Raw genomic sequence first — 24,053 nt, forward strand, 5'->3', positions numbered from 1 at the left:
ATATCGACGATTATCGATTCCCACTTACAAATATCCGGTACCGATAGTCCTGATTGCTCACTTATCGATACCGGACAATCCAACCTCACCGAGGCTGACGGAAATGCCGATCGCCAATCGGCGCAAACGCCGTGTGCGGCTCACGCTGGTACCAATACGCAACGCTGGCCACGTCGTCGCTACGTTCGAACAGGCCGGCCTCGTCGGTGCCGATCTGCTGGATGGTCACGCGCAGATCGCGGTCGAAATAGATCGGGTCGGGGACGTGCCAGCGGTAGAGGCCGCGGGTCACGGGCGTGGCCTGATCCCAGTAGTCGCTTTCGCGGCCGGCCAAGTTCTGGGAGCGGAACGGGAAACCAACGAACGGGGCGCAATAGGTCTGCTCACGCATGTGGTGATTTTCATCGAAAGCAGCAAAGCTCCAGGCACCGCCGAAATAGTCTTCGGTGCCGGTGCTCGTGACGGTCGGGTAATCACTGTCGCCGTCGAGGTAGAACTTGACCTCGCCTTCGCCCCACCAGCGGCTTTCCAGCGCCGTCAATGCCAGATAGGTGCCGACGTAGGTGCCCTGGCCGCGCACGCCGTCGAGAATGGTGTAATCCTGCGCCTTTTTGGTGACCCGTTCACGACGCCACTGGGCGTGGAAGCGCATCGCATCGGCCGGAAGCGCGTCGTATTCGGTGTAATCGATCTGGTAGAAGAACGCCGGAACGTCCTCGTTGTGGTCGCTGCGCAGCACGATTTTCGCGTGCTCGAACGGCATGGCGAAGTAGCAGTTGAAGCCGCGGTTGGGCGCGACCATGACGGGCATGGAATTGATGCGGCAATCCTGCCCGTGCCCGCAGCAGAAGAAGTCCCCGATCGGGCAGACAACAGACGGATTCTCCTCACCGTCCCAATAGAACTCGAGGATCAGGTTGCGCAGGACGTTCGGGCCGGTCGGTGACGTCTTGTCGGTTACGGTCATCCAGATATGGCGGATCACGCCGGGGCCGTCGACGTCCATCAGCGTCACCGATTCGCCGGCCGGCACGGTGCCGAGGCAGGGCGTCCCCTTGCGCGAGGGGCCGAGTTTGCTGGCGGTCCGCGCCGCCACCCCTTTGCCACCGGTCGGGTTCTCGGCGTTGACGCACCGCGAGCGCCCGCGCGAAGCCGCTGCCAGCCCGTCCATCATGCCAAGCCCATAACCTCCATATTCTTGGGTCGCTTCTGCCGTTACACCGTTCATCGATCTTGCCTTTCCTTAATTTACTTAACATTATTCTTACTGGCTTATCTGACACTGGCATCAGGCCAAGTCCAATGTCGGACCTTCAATTCCGACATAATCAAGCCACTCAGCCAGTCTCAGCGGCCCCAAAATGGCGGAAACATACAATCGCGCCATATTCGAGCCGCCAAGCGGGCCGATAAACCGCTTACTTCACCGCGCCGGCGACAATGCCCTGGTTGAGCTTACGCTGGAAGAGGATGAAGAAGATGATGGTCGGGATGATGCTCAGCAGCGACGCCGCAGCCAAGGTGGTCGCGTCCATCGTGTGCTGGCCCTGCAGCGTGGCGAGCGCCAGCGGCACGGTCTGCACGTTGTCGTCCATCAGGAAGGCCATCGGGATCATGTATTCGTTCCAGGTCCACACGAAGAAGAAGACGAACAGGACGCTGATGGTCGACCATGAAATCGGCAGCACCACTTTCAACAGCGTCTCCCAACGGGTCGCGCCGTCAAGCGTTGCGGCCTCGAGGATGGCCTGGGGGAACGTTCCGTAGACCGACGAAAGCAGATAGGTGCCGTACGCGCTTTGGATGACGGTGAAGATGACGACGATCGCCCATTGCGTGTTGTACAGACCGATATGCTTGAACATCGTATAGAGCGGGAACAGCATCGCTTCCTGCGGCATCATGTTCGCAAGCATGATCGCCAGGATGATCCAACGGTTGCCCTTGACCTTGCCGATACCGAGCGCGAAGGAGTTGAGCACGGAAAGCACCACGCCCAGCACTGCGACGATCAGCGAGATCAGCAGGGAGTTGCCGAGCTTGACAGGGAAGTCGCTCATCTTCCAGAAACCGACGATGCCGCTCATCGTCGGATGCGCCGGAAGGGAGAGCGGGCCGGTGGCGTTGTAGTCGCCGATGGTCTTGAAGGCGTTCATCGTCAGGATGATGATCGGGAAGAGCATGATCACCGCGCCGACCAGCAGCAGGATCAGCGCCAGCCAATCGCCCCACGACCTGATGTGCTTGGCCTTGTGGCTTACCTCGGCGGTTTTGCCTTGGGTCCGGCTGTGTTCGTCGCGCACGACGGTCGTCACATTGTTTGTATTACCTTGCGTTGCACCCGCATCGGCCTGTGCCATGCGTGCGTTGCGACGCAACGTTTTGATGGCCCTTGACTTCGCGCTTGATTGGACACCGCCCATAGCGGACACCGGCATAATTGCTTCAGACATGTTGCACTCCCCTCAGTCGTCCATGTTCTTCTCGACATGGCCCTGGAAAATCGTGAACACCACGGAGAACACGATGATGACCAAGGTCAGCGAAGTCGAGATGGCGGCGCCGTAGCCGACCTGATGGATTTGGAAGAATTGGTTGTATGAATAGTAGGACGGCACGATCGTTGTGGTGCCGGGTCCGCCTTTGGTCAGCAGATAGACCGGGCCGAACGTCTTCAGCGCGCCGATGGTGGCGGTGAGGATGACGACCATGAGCTCCGGCATGATCGACGGCAAAGTGACCACGCGGAACTTCTGCCACCAGTTCGCACCGTCAAGCCCCGCGGCTTCGTAAAGCTCGGGGTCCACGCGCTGCAGGCCGGACATGAATATCACGATAGGATAGCCGAGCTGGATCCAGATGAGGATGAACATCAGGCTTGGCAGGGCCAGTTTCGGGTTGCCGAGCCAGTTGATGGCGACCGGACCGCTGGTGAATTTGGCGATGAGCGCGTTGATCGCGCCGTCGTCCGGGCGGAAGATCCAGCCCATGATGATCGCGGCGACAGCCACCGGCAGCAGCTGCGGAAGATAGTAGAGCGCACGGATGAACGACGCGGTCTTGGAACCGAATTTCTTTTGGATGACATCGGTCAGTACCGAGGAAATCAGCAGGCCGAGGATGGTCGGGATGACCACGATGGCCACGATGATCCAGAACGAGTTGAGGAACGATTTCCAGAACGTGGCGTCGCCCATCAGGCGGATCCAGTTCTTGGTTCCGATGAATTTCATCGGCCCGACCCCGCGCCAACGCGTGAAACTCAGGCAGACGTTCCACAGGAACGGGACGATGATGATGACCGCAAGTCCCAGAACGCCGGGGATGAGGTAGGGAATGAATTTTGATGATTTATTGCCGGGCAGGCGCGACATCGCGGGCCTCTTGGCTTTGTCTGTTTGCATTACAAACTCCTTGGAAGTAATGAACTGCTGGATTGATGATTGCGATGATTTCAATGGGTCTCAACCCGCCGGATAGGTCCGACGAATCGAGCCGAAGCGTAACAGCGGACGCCGCTTTAGTCCTTGAAGCCCATATCGACCACACCGGTGTCGTAGGACTTGTGAAGTGAGTCGAGCACCTGCTTGGGTGTTTTGGTGCCGTTGACAAGCTCCTGGAACTGTGCGGAGATGTCGTCGGTCAGGTTGGACGCTGGATAATCCGGGTAGTAGGAAAGGTCGCCCTTCTGGGAATACTGCGAATACTCCTTGATCATCTCCTGGTTCTTCACGTTGGTGATCTTGCTCATATTGGCCGCAAGCGGGATGCCGCCGGCGTTGCCGATACCGTCCTGGTTCTCCTCGGAAAGCACGTTGTTCAAAAGCTTCGCCGCCAGATCCTTATGGTGCGATTTGGTCGGGATGGTCAGCAGGTTGCCCGTGCATCCCTGAAGCATCTTGGTGCCCGGCAGCGCGGCGGCAGTCCATTCGAAGTTCTTGATCTGGTCGACGAAACGGCTTTGGTTCCATGTTCCGGTCTGGTAGATCGGATATTGATTGCCCTTGATGAAGGAGTTCGTGGTGTCTTCGGCCTTGAGGCCGGTGGCGCTGCGGGAGATGTAGCCTTTCTTGACCCAGTCGTTGATTGTGTTGGTGGCGTAGGTCAGCGGCTCGGAATTCCAGTTGACATCGTGCTTGTACATCTGCCAGTCATCGATGAACTTCTTGTCGGCCTTCGTTCCCACAAGCGACCACCAGAGCCACATCACGCCGTATTCCTGGGCGTCGGCAGCGATCGGGGTGATGCCGTGCGACTTGAACTGGCTGCACGCCTGCTCGAATTCGGCCATCGTGGTGGGGATCTTGATGCCGTACTTGTCGAACAGCGTCTTGTTGTAATACACACGCTGGTATTCGGCATAGCTCGGCAGACCGACCCACTTGGTGCCGTCCATAATCCCCATCGCGTCATACTTGGCGATCGAGGCATCAGCCTTGGTGATCTTCTTGTCCCAACCGTATTTCTTGACATACGGCTTCAAATCGCTCAACAGCTCCATCGAGGAAAGCATCCCCGCCGAACCGTTGCCACGATTGGACTCCATGATGTCCGGGGCTTGGTTCGAGTCGAGGAACTGGCTGGAGTTCTGCGCGATCTGCGTGAACGACTTGACCTCGAATCTCACCTTGACGCCGGTCTGTTGGGTGAACTGGTCGGCCGCCTTCTTCCAGGCCGCGGTCTGGGCCGCGGTAGGCAGGTCATAGTACCAGAACGAAATGCTTTGCGGGTGTGCGTCGTCCTGGGCGTTGCTCGACCCGCAGGCCGAAAGCGCCGTCACCGACAGCACCGCCGCAAGCGCCGCCGCGGCAATCTTCCTTATCTTCATCTTTCCTCCTTGAACTTCCACGGATGAATGAAATTATTCAAACAATAATCGAAACGTTTCGATTAACAGGACAGTAAACCATTCTTGTTTTCGCTATGGTTTCCTTGCTCCATTGAAAGGCGGAATCAAAGCCACGCGCCGCACGGGCCCTCATCGCTGAAAGCCTGGCCGGCAAAGCCTTGGTCCTTCACTCAAACTCAATGTTTGTTATGGTATCAATCCATAAGCTCCCCTTCCAGGTCCCTGCTCTCGCGGGAAGGAACGATTGGTCTTGAAGTCGAGATTTTTTCGTTCGCCTGGATTCGGGCAACCGAAGAGGAAGCGGGAGTCGGTGTCCCGTCGTTGACAAGGCCCGCATTCTGCGTGGCCTGCGCCGGAGCCGAAGCAAGCGAACCACGATCGACGAATTTGGGATCGATCAGCGTCACTTCGCCGGCAATGCTCTGACGGTTCTCGATGGCGGAAATCAGCGAGCCCATGGCTATCGAGCAGAGCCGTTCCGGTTCGAACGGTTCCTCGCTCACCGGCCGACGCATCGGCTCGTCGCGCAGGAACGTGCCGCAGGAAAGCACTGAGATGTCATCGGGAACCTTCAGGCCTGCCGCCATCAGCGCGGTGACCGTCAGGTTGAGGATATTGACGCCGGATTGGCTGACCAAAGCCGTCGGACGCGGGGTCTTGGCGAGCATACCGGTGACGAATTTCCTGACGTCGAATGTCGCGTTGTCGACCGGACCGGATTCGAAGACGTCGAGGCCAATCTGTCGTGCACGGTCGAGGAACGCGTCGCGGAAGAGCAACAGATAACCGGCATGGCGCTCGTAGTCGATTTCCTGGGCGCGCAGCAGCGCAACCCGGCGATGCCCCAGCGCGAAAAGCCTGTCGGCGCTTCGACGCCCCATCTTGGCGAAATCGATGTCGATGCAGGCACAGTCCTTGTGGCTTTGCGGCAAGCCGATGGCGACGCACGGCTTGTGATAGCGGGCCGCCTGTGCCACGCGCGCATCGCGCTGTTCGACGTCGAGTAGAAGCACCCCGTCGACGAGGTTGCTGTGGGTCACACGTTCGATATCCGCCACAGCATCGGGGCCTGTCAGCAGCAACACATCATAACCGGCGCTTCTGGCCTGCCACGCGGACTGCATGAAGTAGGTGCTGTATTGCATTTGGTTCAGCCCCTCGTGCATCGGTTCGCTGATGGCGATGATGTGGTTCAGCTGGCCACGCATCTTCTGCGCGCTGGCGTCGGGGATGTAGCCGAGCTCATCGATGGCTTTGAGAACCTTGTCGGTGGTTTTCGAGGAAATGGATCGCTTGCCGGAAAGCACATAGGACACAGTGGAAACGGACACGCCCGCGGCCTTTGCAACATCCTTGATGCCTGCCATGCGTCGCCTCCCTTACCGTGCACGTAAAGCCGGGTCCGCCGGGCCCGTCTTCAACGTCTCAATCTTAAGAAATCAGTCGAAACGTTTCGAAATATGTAGCTTCAGAATAGATGAGGTTTTATCAAGATGTCAATCACTTTGGTTTCTTGAACGTTTCTCATTATTTTGTCTAGTATAGGGCGGCCTGCGGCCCGTTACTGGCTTTGCCTGGTCTCAACGCAGAAGCTTCAATAACTCCATAAAAACCAGACAGGGACGGCCAATTGACTTACAGATACGGGGAAACCAAGCACGGACGGCTTAGTGGCCGTCGCTACCACCATGCCGGGCCGTCGGGTGCAGCGCAGCGCGGCGACGACGCTGCCAGAATCTCGGGGGCTGTCCGCCGACAAGCGCATGGCGAATCGGGCGCGGCTTCTTGTGCCGGATTCTGGTCACGGTCACACCGACGAAGAATATGACCAGACCGGTGACGATGCCGTTAAGGATGCCGTCATTCTGGGTATGGTCGAGGTCCGGAATCGGATCGGGGATGGACCGGCGGCTTCCGGTGATGATCAGACGTTCGGTGTTGATGCCGTAAGGCGTGCAGGTCATCAGCGTCACCAGATCTTGGCCAGGAACGATTTTGTAGAGGTGGGTATCGTCCGGCTTGATGATGTGGATGCCGGTGATCAGGTAGCCCATGGTGTGGTTCAGGGTCTGAATATAGAAGAAATCGCCCTTTTTGAGCTCATCGATTCTGGTGAACAGCAATGCTCCCGGCAGGCCGCTGTGCCCACTCAAAACAGCGTTGGTCGACGGGCCGCCGACCGGCAGGCTTGTGCCGTAAAGGTGGCCGGCACCATGACGCAGAACATCCTCGGACGTGCCGTGGAAAATCGGCATTCGTACGGAAACCTTGGGTATACGAATGGTGCCCATCATCCCTGTTCCGTCGTTGAGCAGGGAAAGGTAATCGGTGTCTTTTTCACTTATCGGCTTGTCTGCGTCGGCACCTTTGGAGAAAGGGTCGGCGAACTCGCCCAGAGTGGCCTGCCCGGACTCGGCGATCTTGCGGTTATAGGCCTGCGCCCTAGCATATTCGTCAGCGATCTTGCCTTGCGGCCAGGAATCAAAACGGGCATTGCTGCTTTCCGTCATCTCGCGTTCGAGGTTCATATCGGAAAGCCAACGCACGGGGAACCACGCAAGGGCGACGATAAGCGCCACAAGGAAAACGGCGATAAGAGCGTCGACGCCAAGAACCGCCGCCCGGCGAAACGGGTTCTTTCCCTCTTCCGGCTCACGCAAAACCGCAGCGAAAGAAACGTCCGAGACAAGCGAAAGTCCCGCTTTATCGCCGTTAGACGACACCATACAAGTCTCCTTTAGGGCAAGGGTAACGCACAAGCGCCATGCCTGAAAAACAACGCTCAACGATTGGCATAACCACAATCGGAACACACGAATCCGAATCGGCGGACCCGACGAAGCAAACAGATGAGAATGGCAAGAAAAGCGCAACCGTTACGGTTCACGCCCTTCTTGCCATTCTCATTTCATCATCGCTTTCGGAAAGGTTTCAACGAAAAGTAATTTTCAGAAACCTTTGCGAAAGCCGAGCCTCACTTGCGCAGCTTGCGTCGGGCCATGACGAGCGCCGCGACGATCATGGCGAGCACCACGATCACAAGCAGCATCAGCAGAATGCCGACGCCACCGGTGAGAGGCAGCTGGGAAATCGAGTTGATGTTGTTGACCACAACAGCCTTGCCGGCTGCCATATCAACGTCACCCAGCGCCGCAGGGGTGGAACCGGAAGCGACGGTGTTCGTGGCGCCGATCAGGCCGTAGACGGCATCAGCCGTGTTCGCGAACTGAGACTTGGAAAGATCGGTGCTCTTGCCGCCGACCTGCACGTCCGTGGAAGGCAAAAACGTGGAGGAATAGCTGCTGGGAGCAACGGTCTCCTTGAGCGTGTAGATGCCATCGGCGAGACCGTCGATCTGCAGTTGACCATTGGAACTTGGGCTATCGGCGGGTGCCGGCGTGACGGCGGTGCCAGAGAAGACCACAAGATCAGCAGTCGCTCCGGTTTCGTTCTGATCGGCAGCCTTCTTGTACGCGCCATTGGCGGTCTTCAGGAACTTGATCGGAGTGGAGTCACCCTTCTTGGTCAGCTGGAAAGTAGCGCCGGCCAAGCCAGTGCCGTCGGCCTTCTTCACCTTCATGACATCGAAATGACGGAAGTAGGAATTGACGCCGCTTGGGCTATTGGTGCCATCTTGGCTGGCATCATTGGTGACGCCACCGTTGGTGCAGGGACTCGGAGAAGAGGGAGTCGGCACGCAGTTGACGACGTTGCCGTTATTGTCCGTTTGCGCGTTATCGGTGCTGGACTGGTGGTTGGTGTCGTTGGAATACGCGACGGTCACACCGTTCTTCAGAGGCTGGCCACTGAGCGCATGGTCGTTGATCTTCATCGCATAGGTGATGACGATATCCTTGCCATAGGTCTGGTTGCGGATGGAAGGCGACAGATCAAAGACCATATACGTTGTGTTGCCGGCAGCATCTTCACTATGGTTGAAGGTGTAATTATTCGATGCAGTCAGTGTAGTGCCATCAACCTTTACCACAGGCGTGACGCTGGAATCAAAGGTGAGGCCGACACCCGGATGATCGGTCATCGCAAACAGATAGTGGTCATATCCGGTGGTCAACGGAACCGTACTGGTCAGTTTGTAATGCAATCTGCCACCGATCGAATTGTCCGAATTATCCTGCGATGAGTCAAGTTGTTTTTTCACCGAGGGTACATCGTTCTTCATGTCCACCTTGCCCAGGGTGATGGCCCCGAGCTGGGTGTAGTCATTGCTGTTGTAGGTGATGCCAGTGCTCACAAGCATCGGGATAGCGTTCTTGAGAGCCGTGCTTCCCGTGGTAAGCACTTGCGTTGTCGTATCGACGACGACGTAGATGCCAGGAGAGCTCACCGGAATGCTCGCGGAGTACGTGGTACCGCCGACCAAAGCCGCCGTGATCTGATTGCCTGACTGGGCAGCCACCAAATCACTGAACTTCTGGTTCGAGCCATTCTGAGCGTTGCTCTTCATCAGATCGGTGACGAAGTCACGCAGCTTGCCGCTCCAAGCCGCATTTGCGCTGTTCGACGTGGTATCTTGCGAGCCTGTGGCGGCATAGCCAAGCCATTTCGAAGCGACCTCACCGACCGGGTTGCCGTCATAGCCGGTGTCCGGTGCGGTGCTGCCTTTCGCGGTTGCAAGAGCATCTGTTGCGGCGGCCTTGGCTGTTGCCGTGGTGCCTACGGAAACCGAGGTCAACGTACCAGGAGTTCCGGTGCTGGAGTTAGGGGTGGTGTCGTCATACTGGGCGGTGAGATAGTCACCGATTTTCACAGCCACGAACTTGTGGCCCTGCATATTGCCCGCGGTGCCGTTGATGACGATATTGGGCGCCGTGGCACCGGACATCGGCATGGTCTGCGTCGCCGCATTGGCGACGCCGCCTAACGGCGAGAATGCCAGCAATGTCGCCGCCGCAATCGCGCCTGCTGCCAGCGCGCGAAGCTTTTTGCTACTCATAATTGGGTTAGCCCTTTCTTTCTTGTTCAATCCCCTGTTACAAGATTGAGATATTGTTTGTTTTGGTCAATGAAGTTATCAAATCCCTATGGTGCTGTAGCTCTTCGGGCTAGGTCTGCAACGCGGTACCACATGCATCGCCTCTTTGGAACCTCGACAGGGACGTATCATTCCGCATGCGCCCCCTTATGTATCAAGCTGGAACGAACGTACCGGAAAGCGAAGTACCCGCCGGTCTCTTCCGTCTGCCAAGCGTGATAACGCACATGATCCTGAAGCAGCGGGTTAATCTGCGTATTGTCGTCCATGCTCCAAGTTCCGTCCGACTGTACCATGGCGGTCCCCACACGCACATCTCGGGTCGAGGTGTTGTCCGGATCGCTTGCATTGATTGGGAAGCTGGGATCGCTCGTGGTCGGTGTGGCGGTAATCGGCCACGTAACCAGTTTGAAGTAACCGTCGAGTTCAGGCTGGGCGGGCGTCGAAACCAGGACAATCATCACTACCACCGCTCACACACACAACGGCTTTTTTATTCAGCCCGACGCGTTTCAAAAAATCACTTTACTTCATTAAACCACTTACAACCTTTTAGACAAAGGCTTATAAGAGGCATAATGATTATCGTTTGACGCAATAACCTGAAATTTTGTATAAATTTCGATTACACACGTTGTATTCAGTCTCCTGTTTTTTATGTACATGGGAAAAATTGCTAAAACCTAATGATGAAATGAATAACAGTTATATACTTTGACCAAAAAAATGAATTTTTAACATCATTTTGATATAATAAATTTCGACAAAAGATATCACTAAAATAGAAAAATGTTTATAAGACAAGCTATTAAATTAATTCTATCAAACGATATACAATCAAGCTAACAAACAATCACAAATGCTAAGTTTTTAACCATCAGAAAATATTACATTGTACTTTTCGTGAAAACATTCACATTATATTCACATACAATATTAATTATCGATTCCGACTATTCGACAAAGCCGGCGAAAAATCCCGGCTCCCTGCTTCCTCTTATCGAAAGCTTGCTCACACAACAACAGCAGCCTCAACTAGCCTGTATTGCCCCTGCCGGCAAGAGACGAATCCCGCCCCACCGATCGGCTTCGTATCACCTCACTTCCATACCGTTGCGTATATCGTCTGTATCAATTTTTATTCGCGGTTAACAACCCTCCCAGATTGCCTATAAACGCAGGTCGCTTCCCTCCCCAAATTTGTGCAGATTCATGGAAAACTCAGACAATGCCAAGCTTTTCCCACACCGCGGCTGATACAGTGGTCAAAGTCGGGAATCTTACAAGCCAAAGGCAAATGACGTCCCACACAGATGCCGAGCCAACGCCCTATGACGCTTACTGAGTTTCCCAAAAGCGCGATTCGCGCAACACCTTGAAGAATTTAGGATCAAGGCGATACCAAAACACCATCAATAGACGGGACATCATGGGTTTCATTCACTTCCTCATTGAGCTTCTGAAAGACCCTCGAACCATCATCGCCGGTTGGATCTCGATGGGGGTGGCGCCCACACTCGGCTTCATCTTCCTCATCGTCTTCATCGAGACCGGCGTCGTCTTCTTCCCGTTCCTGCCTGGCGACTCGCTGCTTTTCGCGGCCGGCTTCTTCGCTGCGCCCGACGCCGTAACCGGCAAATCCGCGCTCCCCCTGATTGCGCTGCTACCGATTGTCTGGAGCGCGCCCATCATCGGCGACCAGTGCAACTACTTCATCGGCCGCTTCTTCGGCCGCAAGATCATCGAAAGCGGCAAGGTCAAGGCGATGACCCCCGAACGCCTCGCCAAGACGGAAGGCATGATCGACAAGTGGGGTCCGCTCGCCGTCTTCCTCGGACGCTTCTTCCCGTTTATCCGCACGTTCATGCCGTTCATCTCCGGGCTTTCGGGCATGCGCTGGTCCCGTTTCACCCCGTTCTCGGCGCTGGGTGGGCTGACCTGGTCGACGCTGTTCACCCTGCTTGGCTACTTCTTCGGCGGTATCCCCGTGGTCCAGAACAACTTCGAGCTGGTCATCGTCGCCATTCTCGTGATTTCGTTGCTGCCGACCATCATCGGCTTGGCCAAGGCCAAGTTCGGCAAGAAGAAGAAAGACGGAGTCGACACCACGCAAAGTGCGTCCGTAACCGTCGAGGAAAGCGAAATATCCGACTGATCGCCTGATCAACTATTGGCTGATCAACTGTCGACCATCGTGGCTGTCAGCTCTCGCCGGCCATCGGCTAACGGTATCGGCTAACGACTATCTGGCCACCGAACATGGACGGCCAACTACCAACCCTCGGCTACCGGCTACCCGCTATTGGCTCACCGGCCACCGGCTACCAACTATTGGCCACAGGCTCACCGGCCGCCGACGATGGACCACGAATGTCCAACCACCGACCATTGGGCCACCGACTCATCAAGATGGTCCATCAAACCAGCCATTGCCCTATGGCGGGCTCTCACTGGTCGATAAGTCGGCATTCTTCGTCCACGAGTAAACCGACATTCCTCATTGCCACCGATAGACCCATATCCCCTCTCAGGGATTCCTTGAGCAACTATCTCGTCGATACCATACGGAGAGCATCTCCCTGACACCTTGCCCAATCCGACCCGAAACGGCGCGCGACCCTTGATCTGCCACCAAAGCCACCAAACGAACGAGTCAAACGTTCATTATATAGATGTCAAACGTTATATATTTTTGTACATTATTTATCGATTTGTTAATTACAAATGCCTAAATCCACCAAATTTAGGGACATATTTACTATAAAATAGTAATTTAGGTATCAGAATAGCCTTTATTCCTCGTGGATATACATCATAAATATTCTTCCCCAATTTTCCTTATTCTTTTGTTTTGCAAGCATTTTTACCGATTTTGTTGCAACAATCAACACTGAATAACTCTAATTTAATACACTTTTGTAAGCAAGTTCACGTTGACAATTTTTCTTTTATGATAAAACACGTCTTTTCTGAGGTTTTCAAAGTATATCGTTATATATTAAAGGTTATTTTTGATGGAGTATGGAACGTTGGATATACGTGCAAAGAAGCCATCGACAGGAGCCTGAAAGCAATAACATCTAAGGCCAACTTGAAGGAGTCAAGATGAAGGTAGTGATTTTCTCCACCTGCCTGGTCGACCTGATATTCCCCAATGTCGGGAAAGCCATGGTCGAAGTCCTGGAAAGGTTCGGCTGTGAAACCTACATGCCGATGCAACAGATCTGCTGCGGGCAGATCACCTATAACAGCGGGTATGTCAAGGAATCCACGGCTACGATGCACAACGAGATCGACGCCCTGATGAGCGTCGATGCCGATTACATCGTCGGTCCCGCAGGTTCCTGCGTCAATATGCTCAAGGAACTGCAATTCCACCTGCCCAAGGGTGATGACGAATACAAGGCCAAAGCGCACGCGATGGCCGGCAAGACCTACGAGTTCTCGCAATTCCTCTACCGCGTGCTCGGTGTGCTCGACGCCGGCGCGGAACTCGACGCCGTAGCCACGTACCATCGTTCCTGCCACATGACCCGTCTGCTCGGCGAGCGCGAGAGCCCGTATATTCTCATGGACCACGTCAAGGGACTCAAGGTGCAGGAACTGCCGCATATCGAAAACTGCTGCGGTTTCGGCGGCATGTTCTCGATGAAGGTGCCTTCGGTCTCCAAGCAAATGGTCAACGAGAAGGTGGCGGACGTCGAAAGCACCGGCGCGCAGGTGCTGATCTCCTGCGATCCGGGATGCCTGATGAACATCGGAGGCCGTTTTAACCGGCTCGGCAAAAAGATCACCATCATGCATCTGGCGGAAGTACTCAACAGCAATGTCGACATGAGCCGCGTCAAGTATGTCAACGCCGACGAACGCAAGGCCATCGACTTGCAGGCCCTTCAACATTCCAACGCACATGAGGAGGCCTTGGTATGAGCAACACCAAAATGGACGGCACCATGTTCAAACGCACCGGCAAGAGGACCGGCACGATGCTGCAATACGGCGACCCCGATTTCGTCAAGCGCGTCGAGACCAGCGAGAAGGACAAGTTCGCGCACCGCGCCATCTCCAACGCACAGGACGCGCAGTGGGTCAAGCGCGAAACCGCACGTGCGGAACTCGGCAACTGGGAGGGGTGGCGCGACCTCGGCGAGCAGATTCGCCAGCAGGCGATCCGTTATCTTCCCGATTATCTTGAGGAATTCGCTAACAACGTCGAAAAACGCGGCGGGCACGTCTTCTTCGCACAGACCGACGTCGAGGCGCGTGATTTCATCACCGATCTGGTCAAAAAGAAACAGGCGCACAAGATTGTCAAGCCGAAGTCCATGGTCACCTCCGAGATCGGACTGGACAAGGCACTGCTGAAGATCCCCGATGTCAAGGTCACCGAAACCGACCTGGCCGAGTTCATTCTGGAACTCGACAACTGGGACGAACCCTCCCACCTAGTCTTCCCGGCGCTGCACAAGAACCGCGATCAGGTACAGAAACTGTTCCAGAAAATCGGCTACACCGGCGACAACGACCCGCAACACGAGGCGCGTTTCTCCCGCAAGGTGCTGCGCGAGCGGTTCCTTGAGGCCGACATGTCCATCACCGGCTGCAACTTCGCCGTCGCCGACCAGGGCATGGTCAACATCGTCACCAACGAGGGCAACGCCGACCTTTCCATGGCCATCGCGCCCACGCAGGTGGTCGTCATGGGTATGGAACGCATCGTGCCGACGCTTAAAGAGGCCGAGACGATGGACAATATGCTGGTCCGTTCCGCCGTCGGTTCCAAGCTCACCTCCTACTGCAGCTTCGTTTCCCCGAAGCTCCCCGACGAAGCCGACGGGCCTGAGGACTTTTACGTGGTCATCGTCGACAACGGGCGTTCCAACGCTTTGGGCACCGATTTCGAGCCGATTCTGCAATGCATCCGCTGCGCTTCGTGCCTGAACGTCTGCCCGATCTACCGCAACATCGGCGGCAAGGGCTACGGCTCCATCTACCCGGGGCCGATCGGCGCCGTGCTTTCGCCGTTGCTGCAAGGCGACTACGCGGACTTCCACGACCTGCCGTACGCCTGCTCGCTGTGCTCGGCCTGCACCGCGACCTGCCCCGTGAAGATTCCGCTGCACGAGCTGCTGCTCAAGCACCGCGAGGTCGAAATGAACGACAAGCACATGGGCGACCTCATCGCCGACACCGTGATGAAAGTCATCGGCTTGGGTACCGGCCATTCCTCGCTCTTCCGCACCGCATTGACCTTTGATCACGTCACGATGAATACCATCGCAAAGAAGGGACACAAGGATTCGTCCACGGGTACGCGCGTGCCGGACACCGCACGGAACCTCGACGAAAACGGCAAACACGAGGAATGGATGCCGTTCGTCTTCGGCGGATGGACCAAGGTCCGCGATCTGCCGGAACCGCCGGCCCATTCCAAGAACTTCCGCACCTGGTTCAACAAGCGCAAGACGGCGCAGTACAAGGCCGCAGGCAACGACATGAAATGGGACAAGGCGCAGCGCGAGATTCTCGCCAAGAACCCCAATACCCCGGAGTTCGGCTCGTTTGACAACAGCGTTTCGGCGCGCAAAGTCGGCCATGAGCAGACCACGCCGCTTTCGGACGCCACCGTGCCAGTGGCCTTGGGATCGATCGAGGAGGCCGGCACCGGCAATATACTCGCCCACACCTCGCACGAAAACGCGGTGCGGCACGGCATCGCCATCCCCGCCAACACCAAGCGACACGGCAAACCAAAAAGACGGACAAGCCGATCAAAAGCCGCGAATGCCACAGACAGCGGCAACGCGCCGGTGACACCCAACGCTTCTGCCGCCACTGCTTCCGCCTCAGGCAATCAGGTAGTGCAACAGGCCGTCGCCAGTAACTCAACCGCGGGAACCAATCCCAAAACCACACTGCCGAAGCGTACCGCAAATGCCGCCGCGACACCGGGCAGCGCTGCCGAAACCACACCGTCGAAAAACACCGCCGCGCACAAGGGAAAGAAGGACTGAGCCATGACGGATCGTGAAGTATTTCTTGACTATTTGGCGCAAAAAAGCGGACGCCCGCGCCACCAACTCAAGGATCATCCGCTCGAACCTGTGAATGATCTGCCTGAGACCACGCTTTCCGGGCATGATCAGGACGAGCTGCTTAAGATCGCACGCAAGAACGCCCCGGCGGTTCATGTGGACTTCCAGACCACGACCAAGGCCGACCTGCCGACCGCGCTGAATGCGTTCATCGCAGCCAAGGCCATCCCGCCCGCCGATTCAAGTGTTGCCGAGCAATCTACGATAGACGATCCTGCCGCCGCTTCCGATAACCCTGCCACCTCAGCCGGCCCCACTGCGCCAGACGCGGCTTCATCCGTTGCCTCCGCTGCTACAGCCGCCTTCAACGCCGCTTCCGCCCCCACTACCTCGCCTGCCTCATCCCCTTCGGCAAAACCCTCGCTGCTATTGCCGACCGACGACGAAAACTATAAAGCGTTCGGACTGGAGCAATGGCGCGACGGGCTCGACCCGAAGCCGGCGTTTTGGGTGCCGGGAGCCGGCCGCGAGGCCAATGTCGAAGCCGCGAATCATTCGGAGGCGGCCATCGGTTTCGCGGACTTCCTGTGCGCGGAATCCTGCACCATCACCGCCCCGACCACTCCCGGCCAGGGCCGCGCGTTCCATTTCCTGCCGGTGCACTACCTGAGCATCATCCGCAAGTCCAAGATCGTGGCGCGAACCCGCCAGGCGATGGACTACTACGAACCCGCCGTGAAGTCCGGCAAGCTCAAGACCTCGAACATCAACTTCATCACCGGCACCTCATCGACCGGCGACATCGAGATGGTCCTGGTCGTCGGCGTCCACGGCCCGCTCGACATGACCTATCTGGTCGTCGAAGACATGTAGCCGGTCTGACCCTAAATACGTCATTTCCAGCAGTTCACACACATTTATGCTGGAAAAGGCGTATTTAGAAACTTTAAATGCGTTGTTACCAGCATCTATACCCCACTTAGTGCTGGAAATGACGCATTTTGTATTCCGAATCTGACAGCAACGAAAAAGCCGGGCTCGAATAATCTCGAAATCATAGACTGAATCGGATACGGCCATGACAACCCGCCGGATTGTGCTTGGGACTGGGTTGTACTAGAATATGTAACGTTGTCTTGAGTGAAAACTTGGGACATGGGGCTGTAGCTCAGTTGGTAGAGCGCTTCGTTCGCATCGAAGAGGTCGTGGTTTCGATTACCATCAGCTCCACAAGCAGGGTTTTCGGCGTTTCGCCGGAAGCCCTTTTTCATTCGTCCATCGCGGCGATACGCTGCTCTACGTATCGTTCCAAGACCTCTGCGGTCATGCCATCGTAATTGCCGATCGAGGCGAACTGGGGGCCGGCGGAGGTGTCTGTCTTGATGTAGCCGGTTTGCGCGATGGTGGTGGCGCCTGAAGCCGCAGCCGATCGGATGCCGGTCATCGAATCCTCAAAGGCCACACATTGTGCCATTTCGCGATAAAAATCAGCATGCACTAAATTACTATTCGCGTTATTGGCACCATTAGTTACATTCACACCGTCGATGCCGTTAGCTCCGCTCACGCTGCCTGCACTATTTGTACCGTTCGCACTATCGAAACTATTCGTGGCATTCGCAACAGGAGCAACAGGAGCAACAAACTCAGCGTCATCATTCAATCGGCCGGACTGCCCAGACGAAGTCCCAGCAATGCCGTTGGCTGCCGCGATATCTTGCGGGATATCGATGCCCACGATCTTTGCCGCGGCCAAATACGGCGCAGGGTTCGGCTTCTTAGGCAAGTCGTCATCGCCACATACAAAACCGGCAAACGCACCCTTCGGAGCCTTGTTCACCAAGTTCTGCGCCAAGCTTCGCGGTGACGTCGTCACCAACACCGACGGAATCCCGGCCGCAACCAACGAACGCAACACGTCTTCCACCCCGGGAATCCAAGGCAGGCGTTCCGCCTCCATACGTTCGACGCCCCCAATCACCAACCGCGTGATCTGGTCAACCGGCAACCTGGTACCATTCTCCACCATTTTTGCGCCGACCACCGGCATCGGCTTGCCCGAGCAAGCCCAGCCAAGGCCTTCGTTCCAATAGCCGCCGTGCTCGCGGGCGACATCGATCTCAGCCTGATGCCAATATGGCTCCGAATCAATCAGCGTGCCATCCAAATCCCACAGCACGGCCCTAAGCGCGCCGCCTGATTCCCCCAAACGCCTGTTTGCATCCGCTGCAATATCCTTGTGCAATGCTGATTCCTTTCCAAACACCTTGGTGACTGCGAAACCCAAGTAACGGTTCCATTCCAACAGTTTCGCTTGACATTCATTGCGCTGCTCGGAAACGGATCGGCACTTCCTGCTCTATCAAGATTTTAAACTTCTAATTCGTAGTCCAAAAGGGACATCTAAAAAAATCACAGCATCACAGACAACTTGTCATGGCATCCGAATGGTCGGCAACCGCTTCTTAACATATATTTCAAGCACCTCCGCATCGACCCGCATCGACATCCTTGTAGACGCTCAGAGAAGCGAGCTGAGGGCCAGTTGGAAACGTCAGTACGTCAGCAACCGCATGGTCGTCTGAACAAGAGCAACTGCTTCAGATGCCACAGCCGACTCAAAACCGGCCATCAAATCTTCGATTGAAACACATCAATCCGCCACTATCGCTGATATGGATACCTATTATGTCTGCTTTTGCTGCAGCCAGATACGAAGCAGGATCCGGCTAGCTGAAGTTAGGTCGCCATCTCAATCGAAATAGTGGCCCCAAACGACCAGTGAACGGGGATCGACGAACGGGTCGGAATGCGAATCGCCATCAGAATTGGCTGCGTGACGGGGCTTGTGAACGCTTTGCTGCTGCGTCAGATCGGCTCCGTCCTCGTCTGATGGCTTCTGCGAACCGGAAGCATACGGATCGGCAGCCTGGTTGACATAGTACGGCCGGCCGGGAAGTTCACGGGTGTGGGCCTGCACCTCGTGACGCCAGCGACGGGCCTGGCGCGAGCGCTGGATCTCGGTGATTCCGCCTTCAGGATCAGCCGCAAAAATACTGGAACCACGCGGACGTTCAAGACGTCTCACCTCGCGCCGCAACTGGCGGTTCTCCTCCTGCAAGTCGAGAATCCGTGAGATGCCGGCGAGGTTGACGCCGTCTTCCTGACTCATCTGCTGGGCTTCGGCAAGCTTATGCACATCACGCAGGGAATAACGGCGGGCGCCGCCTTCCGTACGCTGCGGAACGATGAGCCCCTGACGGTCGTATTGACGCAGTGTCTGGGGATGGATGTTGGCCAGTTGCGCGGCACGACCGACACTGAACACCGGCAGATCGATATCGAAACCGACGTCGTCGGCACCGTCCAGATCCGCGCGCTTCTCGACCAGCGCGACGGCGCACAACCCGTAGAGCGCCTGTACTTCACGAGAAATCCGAGCCATTACATTCACCTCCGCTCGTTACTGTCTGTCACTTCATTCATAACGTATGACGCTGACTGCTTTATCCGTCATTGTCATACAAACTGCCTAGCCAACCTGGAACTGCTTGATTGGTCTATCCGCAACGTTCCTACATAGTCACGCATAGACCAATCAAACAGCCTATCGCTTGACTTGATGAATACGACCAATCGTCGCGATCCATTAAATCAATACGTCAACCACACATTTCAGCCGGAGCCCGAACCAAACCAACGGTTCTTCAACCAGCCATTTCATTGTCAGGTTTGGCAGCCGGTTCACAGCAAACCGACCGCCAACCCACATTTCCGCAACATTCAAGCCGAATATCATTCATCTCTATCCGGCTCTGCCATCAGCCGTAGCCGCACGAATCACTCGCGCTCTTTGGCCACCTCGTCCACGAACTCGGCAGAGTTCTTGTCAAACTCCTTGGCGTCGTGCTTCTGCGCCATGGTGGGCCTGCTCGGCACGCGAATCTCAATGCGTCCGACCAAGTCACCATCACGGCCAGGAACACCCTTGCCGCCGATGCGAACCTCGGTACCGCTCGACGTGCCAGCCGGCACGCGGAACGTGACTTCCTTGCCGTCTAAATCAAGCACCTTGACACGGGCACCTGCCACCGCCTCACCGATGGTGACCGGCAACGGCATCACGATGTTGTTGCCGTCGAGGCTGAACTTCGTATCGTTCTTGACGTGAATCTTCAGGTACATATCGCCTGCGGACCCGCCGTTGGAGCCATGCTTGCCCCTGCCGGGAAGCCGCATCTTCTTTCCGTCACTCATACCGGCCGGAACGTGGGCCTTGAACTTGCGTCCACCAGACGTAAGCGAAATGGTCGCGCCTTTCACCGCTTGACGGAACGTCAACGTGATGTTCTTGGTGAGATCATCGCCACGCACCGCTTCCTGCGGTTCGCGGTAGCTGCTCGACCCGCCGCCGTAACCGGCGCCATAGGGCGAGCCCGAACCCGCGTTGCCGAACATCGAGAAGATGTCGTTCAAGTTGGTCGGACCGCCGCCGGAGGTCGAGAAGCGAACCCCACCGGGGCCGCCCGCACCTCCGCCGAACATCGAGAAGATGTCGGAGAAGTCGGAGGCTCCCCCGCCGAACCCGCCTTGCCCGGACCCGCCGGCGAACCTTGCGCCGCCGCCCGCGAACTGGCGGATCGCATCGTACTTGCGCCGCTGATCGGCGTTGTTGAGCACGTCGTAGGCCTCCGAGATGTCCTTGAACTTCTCCTCGGCCTCTTTGGTCTTGTTGAGATCCGGATGATACTTACGCGCGAGCTTGCGGTAAGCCTTGGTGATCTCCGCGCTCGTCGCGTCCTTGGAGACGCCGAGCACCTTGTAAAAATCTTTATCTAGCCATTCATTCTCAGCCATATCACTGCCCTCCTTTTCGGGCCCTAAGCCGGTACATTCCTGCAACGACTTCACAAACGATAAGTGCGACCCTCCGGCCACGCGGGGAATCGCACTCTACGTATTACGTCGTTACGGGAACCCGCTAGGCCTTCGGGGAAGCCACCACCACACGGGCGGCCCGGATCACCCGGTCGCCGATGCGATAGCCCGCCTCTACGACGGTGTCCACAGTCTCTTCGGTCGCGTTGGCATCCGGTTTGTGGAGGATCGCCTCGTGTTTGGTCGGATCGAAGGTTTCACCCTTCTTGCCGAACTTCTCCACGCCGAACTTCTCGAACGCCTTGTCGATCTTGTTGGCCACAGCGGCGAAGGAATCGTCCAGGTCACTGTGCTCACGGATACGGTCGATGTCGTCGAGAGCTGGGAGCAACGCGGTCAGCACATCGATGATGCCGTGCTGGCGGAAGATCTCCTGCTCTTTCTTCGCGCGATTGCGGAAGTTGACGAATTCGGCACGCTCGCGTTGGAGCGCATCGAGATAGTCCGCGGCTTCCTTCTTCGCCTGCCCGAGCGGTGTCAGCGTATTGTCGCCGTCCCTGCCATCGGCAGCGTCGGTCGCGTCCGCCTTACTTGCGTCACCGGTTGCCTTGTCTGCGTCACCGTCACCGGTCTGCTTGTCGCTGTTAGTAGCGTTGGCGGCAGCCGCGGCACCGGCAGCATTGGCTTGACTGTTGTCAGCCTGGCCGGTATTTGCACCCGCTTGCGCGGAACCGTTGCTTGCATTCGTATTGTCGTTGTCGTTGGCAGCTGAAGCGGCGGCACCCTGTGGGTTCTGCTTCGCTTCGTCGTCGGCCTTGTTATTCGACTGTTCGGAGCTCATTGTTTCACCCGCCTTTTCGCCGGTTTCACCGGCGCTAGTCTGCTCGGGTTCGGCGGAACCGGCCCCATCCGGGGATCCGCCGAATCCTGCATCCGGCGCATCGAACCCAGCCATGGAGTTGAGCCATGCGTCGTCGGGATCCGGCAGATCCTTCAGATAGTCGTCCTTATCGAACCCGGACATGATTACTTGTTGTCCTTCTTGTCATCGTCGTCGTCAACGACTTCGGCGTCAACCACGTCGTCGTCATCGGACGAGGACGAGCTGGAACCTGCGCCCGCCGCACCGGCAGCACCGGCACCCGCGGCGCCAGCGGCACCTTCGGCACCCTGCTGCGCATAGAGCGCCTGACCGATCTTCTGCGAGGAAGTGGTCAGCTTCTCCTGGGCGGACTTGATCTTGTCGATGTCGTCGCCCTTCAGGGCTTCCTTCAGGTCGTTGACATCGGCCGTGACTTCCTTGACGACATCATCGGAAAGCTTGTCCTTGTTGTCGTTGACCATCTTCTCCATCTGATAGGCGAAGGATTCGGCGGTGTTGCGGGTCTCGGCGTCTTCCTTGCGCTTCTTGTCGTCGGCCTCGTGGGCTTCGGCTTCCTTGACCATGCGATCGATCTCGTCCTTGGGGAGGGCGGATCCGCCGGTGATGGTCATGGACTGTTCCTTGCCGGTGCCCTTGTCCTTGGCGGAAACGTGCACAATGCCGTTCGCGTCGATGTCAAAGGTGACCTCGATCTGCGGGACGCCACGCGGAGCCGGAGCGATGCCTGTCAGCTCGAAGGTGCCCAACGGCTTGTTGTCGCGGGCGAACTCGCGCTCACCCTGATAGACCTGAATCAGCACGGAAGGCTGATTATCCTCAGCGGTCGAGAAGACTTCGCTGCGCTTGGTCGGGATGGCGGTGTTGCGGTCGATGAGCTTGGTCATGATGCCACCCTTGGTCTCGATGCCGAGGGAAAGCGGGGTGACGTCGATCAAGAGGACATCCTTGCGGTCGCCCTTGATGACGCCGGACTGCACCGCAGCGCCGACCGCCACAACCTCATCCGGGTTGACGGACTGGTTCGCGGCCTTACCGCCGGTGAGTTCCTTGACGAGTTCCTTGACGGCCGGCATACGGGTCGAGCCGCCGACGAGGACCACGTGGTCGATCTCGGAAACCGAGATGTTCGCGTCGTGCAGCACGTTGTTGAACGGCGTGCGGCAACGGCCGAGCAGGTCGGAAGTCATTTCCTCGAAGTGTGCTCGGGTCAGCGTCTCGTCCAGGTGGACAGGCGTGCCGTCGGGGGTCATGGCCAGATACTGCATCGAGATGTTGGTCTCGGTGGAGCTGGAAAGTTCCTTCTTGGCCTGTTCCGCGGCTTCCTTCAAGCGTTGCAGAGCGATCTTGTCCTTGGACAGATCGACGCCGTACTTGTTCTTGACTTCGCCCACGAGCCAATCGATGATCTTCTGATCCCAATCGTCGCCGCCGAGCTTGTTGTCGCCGTTCGTGGCCTGCACTTGAATGGTGGCGAAGCCGTCGTCGTCCTTGCCGATCTCCAGCAGGGACACATCGAAGGTGCCACCGCCGAGGTCGAAGACCAAAATGCGTTCGTCTTCCTTGCCCTTTTCAAGGCCATAAGCCAGTGCCGCAGCCGTCGGCTCGTTGATGATACGCAGCACGTTGAGGCCTGCGATCTTGCCAGCGTCCTTGGTTGCCTGACGCTGTGCGTCGTTGAAGTATGCAGGGCAGGTGATGACCGCGTCGGTCACCGGTTCGCCCAGGTACGCCTCGGCGTCCCTCTTCAACTTCATAAGAATCTGTGCGGAAATCTCCTGCGGAGTCCACTTCTTGCCGTCGATGTCCACCGACCAGTCAGTGCCCATGTGGCGCTTGACCGAGCTGATGGTGCGGTCGACGTTGGTCACAGCCTGACGCTTGGCGACCTCGCCGACGAGAATCTCGCCGGACTTGCTGAACGCGACCACCGACGGGGTGGTGCGAGCGCCCTCGGCGTTCACGATGACCGTGGGTTCGCCGCCTTCGAGCGTTGCGATGCAAGAGTTTGTGGTACCCAAATCAATACCTACTGCACGTCCCATATTCGTATCTCCTTATTCGTTACGTTTCACATCTGTTCGCTCGGGTCCGGAAGCCGCGCCGAGACTTTCGTTTCCTGTCGCGGTCCGCATCCAGGTTCGCACCTGATTGATGTTCCAAAACCTGAGCCTACTTCACTCAACTTTGTATTGTCAAATTATATTCCCAAAATTGAGAAAAAACTTGAGTCTTTTTGGCTCAAGTTTTTGAAATTCGAGATTTATTAGCCATGAAACGCTGGAATTTCAAGGATTTAACAGATAAATCAAAAAAATCATACCTTGGTAGAAATCTGAAAACTCACGCATAAGCATCGATTCGCCACATAGAGGCCTTAATCAACTTGATTCCAGTTCGATACGACATGCGGCCCCG

General features: G+C 56.7%; 16 protein-coding genes, 1 tRNA gene and 2 pseudogenes. 5 read left to right on the forward strand and 14 right to left on the reverse strand.

What is annotated here, in order from left to right:
* Positions 1 to 85: 85 nt before the first annotated feature.
* From PT275_RS06810 to PT275_RS06845, 8 genes are all read right to left on the reverse strand, one after another.
* Positions 86 to 1,228: a glycoside hydrolase family 172 protein gene (locus PT275_RS06810; RefSeq protein WP_277153541.1), complete on the reverse strand. Its 1,143-nt coding sequence runs from the start codon at positions 1,226 to 1,228 to the stop codon at positions 86 to 88.
* A gap of 190 nt (positions 1,229 to 1,418) precedes the next feature.
* Positions 1,419 to 2,453, reverse strand: coding sequence for a carbohydrate ABC transporter permease (locus tag PT275_RS06815; RefSeq protein WP_277153542.1), 1,035 nt, complete (start codon positions 2,451 to 2,453; stop codon positions 1,419 to 1,421).
* A gap of 12 nt (positions 2,454 to 2,465) precedes the next feature.
* Positions 2,466 to 3,404, reverse strand: a complete 939-nt coding sequence (locus tag PT275_RS06820; protein ID WP_277153543.1) for a sugar ABC transporter permease — start codon at positions 3,402 to 3,404, stop codon at positions 2,466 to 2,468.
* Between the two features lie 116 nt (positions 3,405 to 3,520).
* A complete protein-coding gene (locus PT275_RS06825; protein ID WP_277153544.1) occupies positions 3,521 to 4,828 on the reverse strand; it encodes an extracellular solute-binding protein in 1,308 nt (435 codons plus the stop codon).
* Positions 4,829 to 5,043: 215 nt separating this feature from the next.
* Complete coding sequence (locus PT275_RS06830) at positions 5,044 to 6,216, reverse strand: LacI family DNA-binding transcriptional regulator (protein WP_277153545.1); 1,173 nt, start codon at positions 6,214 to 6,216, stop codon at positions 5,044 to 5,046.
* 300 nt (positions 6,217 to 6,516) lie between these two features.
* Positions 6,517 to 7,575, reverse strand: coding sequence for a class C sortase (locus PT275_RS06835; protein WP_277153546.1), 1,059 nt, complete (start codon positions 7,573 to 7,575; stop codon positions 6,517 to 6,519).
* A 248-nt stretch (positions 7,576 to 7,823) separates the two neighbouring features.
* Positions 7,824 to 9,803, reverse strand: coding sequence for an isopeptide-forming domain-containing fimbrial protein (locus PT275_RS06840; RefSeq protein ID WP_277153547.1), 1,980 nt, complete (start codon positions 9,801 to 9,803; stop codon positions 7,824 to 7,826).
* A 167-nt stretch (positions 9,804 to 9,970) separates the two neighbouring features.
* Positions 9,971 to 10,303, reverse strand: coding sequence for a hypothetical protein (locus PT275_RS06845; protein WP_277153548.1), 333 nt, complete (start codon positions 10,301 to 10,303; stop codon positions 9,971 to 9,973).
* 968 nt (positions 10,304 to 11,271) lie between these two features.
* Between PT275_RS06845 and PT275_RS06850 the strand changes: the two genes are divergently transcribed.
* The 5 genes from PT275_RS06850 (at position 11,272) to PT275_RS06870 (ending at position 17,107) form a co-directional block, all read left to right on the forward strand.
* Entirely contained in the window at positions 11,272 to 11,997 is a 726-nt protein-coding gene (locus tag PT275_RS06850) for a VTT domain-containing protein (protein WP_277153549.1), read from the forward strand.
* 950 nt (positions 11,998 to 12,947) lie between these two features.
* Positions 12,948 to 13,772 carry a (Fe-S)-binding protein gene (locus tag PT275_RS06855; protein WP_277153550.1) on the forward strand — a complete coding sequence of 275 codons (825 nt, stop codon included), beginning with the start codon at positions 12,948 to 12,950 and terminating at the stop codon, positions 13,770 to 13,772.
* A complete protein-coding gene (locus tag PT275_RS06860) occupies positions 13,769 to 15,856 on the forward strand; it encodes a LutB/LldF family L-lactate oxidation iron-sulfur protein (protein WP_277153551.1) in 2,088 nt (695 codons plus the stop codon). The genes PT275_RS06855 and PT275_RS06860 overlap by 4 nt, the downstream gene beginning before the upstream one ends.
* Positions 15,857 to 15,859: 3 nt before the next feature.
* A complete protein-coding gene (locus PT275_RS06865; protein ID WP_277153552.1) occupies positions 15,860 to 16,750 on the forward strand; it encodes a lactate utilization protein C in 891 nt (296 codons plus the stop codon).
* A 284-nt stretch (positions 16,751 to 17,034) separates the two neighbouring features.
* Positions 17,035 to 17,107: transfer RNA gene (locus tag PT275_RS06870), tRNA-Ala, on the forward strand.
* 37 nt (positions 17,108 to 17,144) lie between these two features.
* Here PT275_RS06870 and PT275_RS09240 read toward each other — a convergent pair.
* The 6 genes and pseudogenes from PT275_RS09240 to dnaK form a co-directional block, all read right to left on the reverse strand.
* Positions 17,145 to 17,351: pseudogene (locus PT275_RS09240) on the reverse strand (HAD family phosphatase); the annotation flags it as partial.
* A 246-nt stretch (positions 17,352 to 17,597) separates the two neighbouring features.
* Positions 17,598 to 18,143 (reverse strand): annotated as a pseudogene (locus PT275_RS06875) (HAD family hydrolase); the annotation flags it as partial.
* Between the two features lie 486 nt (positions 18,144 to 18,629).
* Complete coding sequence (locus tag PT275_RS06880) at positions 18,630 to 19,322, reverse strand: helix-turn-helix transcriptional regulator (RefSeq protein WP_277153553.1); 693 nt, start codon at positions 19,320 to 19,322, stop codon at positions 18,630 to 18,632.
* A gap of 395 nt (positions 19,323 to 19,717) precedes the next feature.
* On the reverse strand, positions 19,718 to 20,734 hold the full coding sequence (locus tag PT275_RS06885) for a DnaJ C-terminal domain-containing protein (protein ID WP_277153554.1): 1,017 nt from the start codon (positions 20,732 to 20,734) through the stop codon (positions 19,718 to 19,720).
* Positions 20,735 to 20,858: 124 nt separating this feature from the next.
* The gene (gene grpE / locus PT275_RS06890; protein ID WP_277153687.1) at positions 20,859 to 21,596 is read right to left on the reverse strand and encodes a nucleotide exchange factor GrpE; all 738 of its coding nucleotides are present in this window, start codon (positions 21,594 to 21,596) and stop codon (positions 20,859 to 20,861) included.
* A 185-nt stretch (positions 21,597 to 21,781) separates the two neighbouring features.
* Positions 21,782 to 23,680, reverse strand: a complete 1,899-nt coding sequence (gene dnaK, locus PT275_RS06895; protein WP_277153555.1) for a molecular chaperone DnaK — start codon at positions 23,678 to 23,680, stop codon at positions 21,782 to 21,784.
* Between the last annotated feature and the right edge of the window lie 373 nt (positions 23,681 to 24,053).

Source organism: Bifidobacterium sp. ESL0745 (assembly GCF_029433335.1).
Classification (GTDB): Bacteria; Actinomycetota; Actinomycetes; order Actinomycetales; family Bifidobacteriaceae; genus Bifidobacterium.

Bases quoted from the DNA above. Each gene is read 5' to 3' on its own strand.
- PT275_RS06855 (WP_277153550.1), top strand. From the start codon at position 12,948: ATGAAGGTAGTGATTTTCTCCACCTGCCTGGTCGACCTGATATTCCCC.
- PT275_RS06880 (WP_277153553.1), bottom strand. From the start codon at position 19,322: ATGGCTCGGATTTCTCGTGAAGTACAGGCGCTCTACGGGTTGTGCGCC.
- PT275_RS06885 (WP_277153554.1), bottom strand. From the start codon at position 20,734: ATGGCTGAGAATGAATGGCTAGATAAAGATTTTTACAAGGTGCTCGGC.
- PT275_RS06810 (WP_277153541.1), bottom strand. From the start codon at position 1,228: ATGAACGGTGTAACGGCAGAAGCGACCCAAGAATATGGAGGTTATGGG.
- PT275_RS06835 (WP_277153546.1), bottom strand. From the start codon at position 7,575: ATGGTGTCGTCTAACGGCGATAAAGCGGGACTTTCGCTTGTCTCGGAC.
- PT275_RS06860 (WP_277153551.1), top strand. From the start codon at position 13,769: ATGAGCAACACCAAAATGGACGGCACCATGTTCAAACGCACCGGCAAG.
- dnaK (WP_277153555.1), bottom strand. From the start codon at position 23,680: ATGGGACGTGCAGTAGGTATTGATTTGGGTACCACAAACTCTTGCATC.
- PT275_RS06850 (WP_277153549.1), top strand. From the start codon at position 11,272: ATGGGTTTCATTCACTTCCTCATTGAGCTTCTGAAAGACCCTCGAACC.
- PT275_RS06815 (WP_277153542.1), bottom strand. From the start codon at position 2,453: ATGTCTGAAGCAATTATGCCGGTGTCCGCTATGGGCGGTGTCCAATCA.
- PT275_RS06825 (WP_277153544.1), bottom strand. From the start codon at position 4,828: ATGAAGATAAGGAAGATTGCCGCGGCGGCGCTTGCGGCGGTGCTGTCG.
- grpE (WP_277153687.1), bottom strand. From the start codon at position 21,596: ATGAGCTCCGAACAGTCGAATAACAAGGCCGACGACGAAGCGAAGCAG.
- PT275_RS06820 (WP_277153543.1), bottom strand. From the start codon at position 3,404: ATGCAAACAGACAAAGCCAAGAGGCCCGCGATGTCGCGCCTGCCCGGC.
- PT275_RS06845 (WP_277153548.1), bottom strand. From the start codon at position 10,303: ATGATTGTCCTGGTTTCGACGCCCGCCCAGCCTGAACTCGACGGTTAC.
- PT275_RS06840 (WP_277153547.1), bottom strand. From the start codon at position 9,803: ATGAGTAGCAAAAAGCTTCGCGCGCTGGCAGCAGGCGCGATTGCGGCG.
- PT275_RS06830 (WP_277153545.1), bottom strand. From the start codon at position 6,216: ATGGCAGGCATCAAGGATGTTGCAAAGGCCGCGGGCGTGTCCGTTTCC.
- PT275_RS06865 (WP_277153552.1), top strand. From the start codon at position 15,860: ATGACGGATCGTGAAGTATTTCTTGACTATTTGGCGCAAAAAAGCGGA.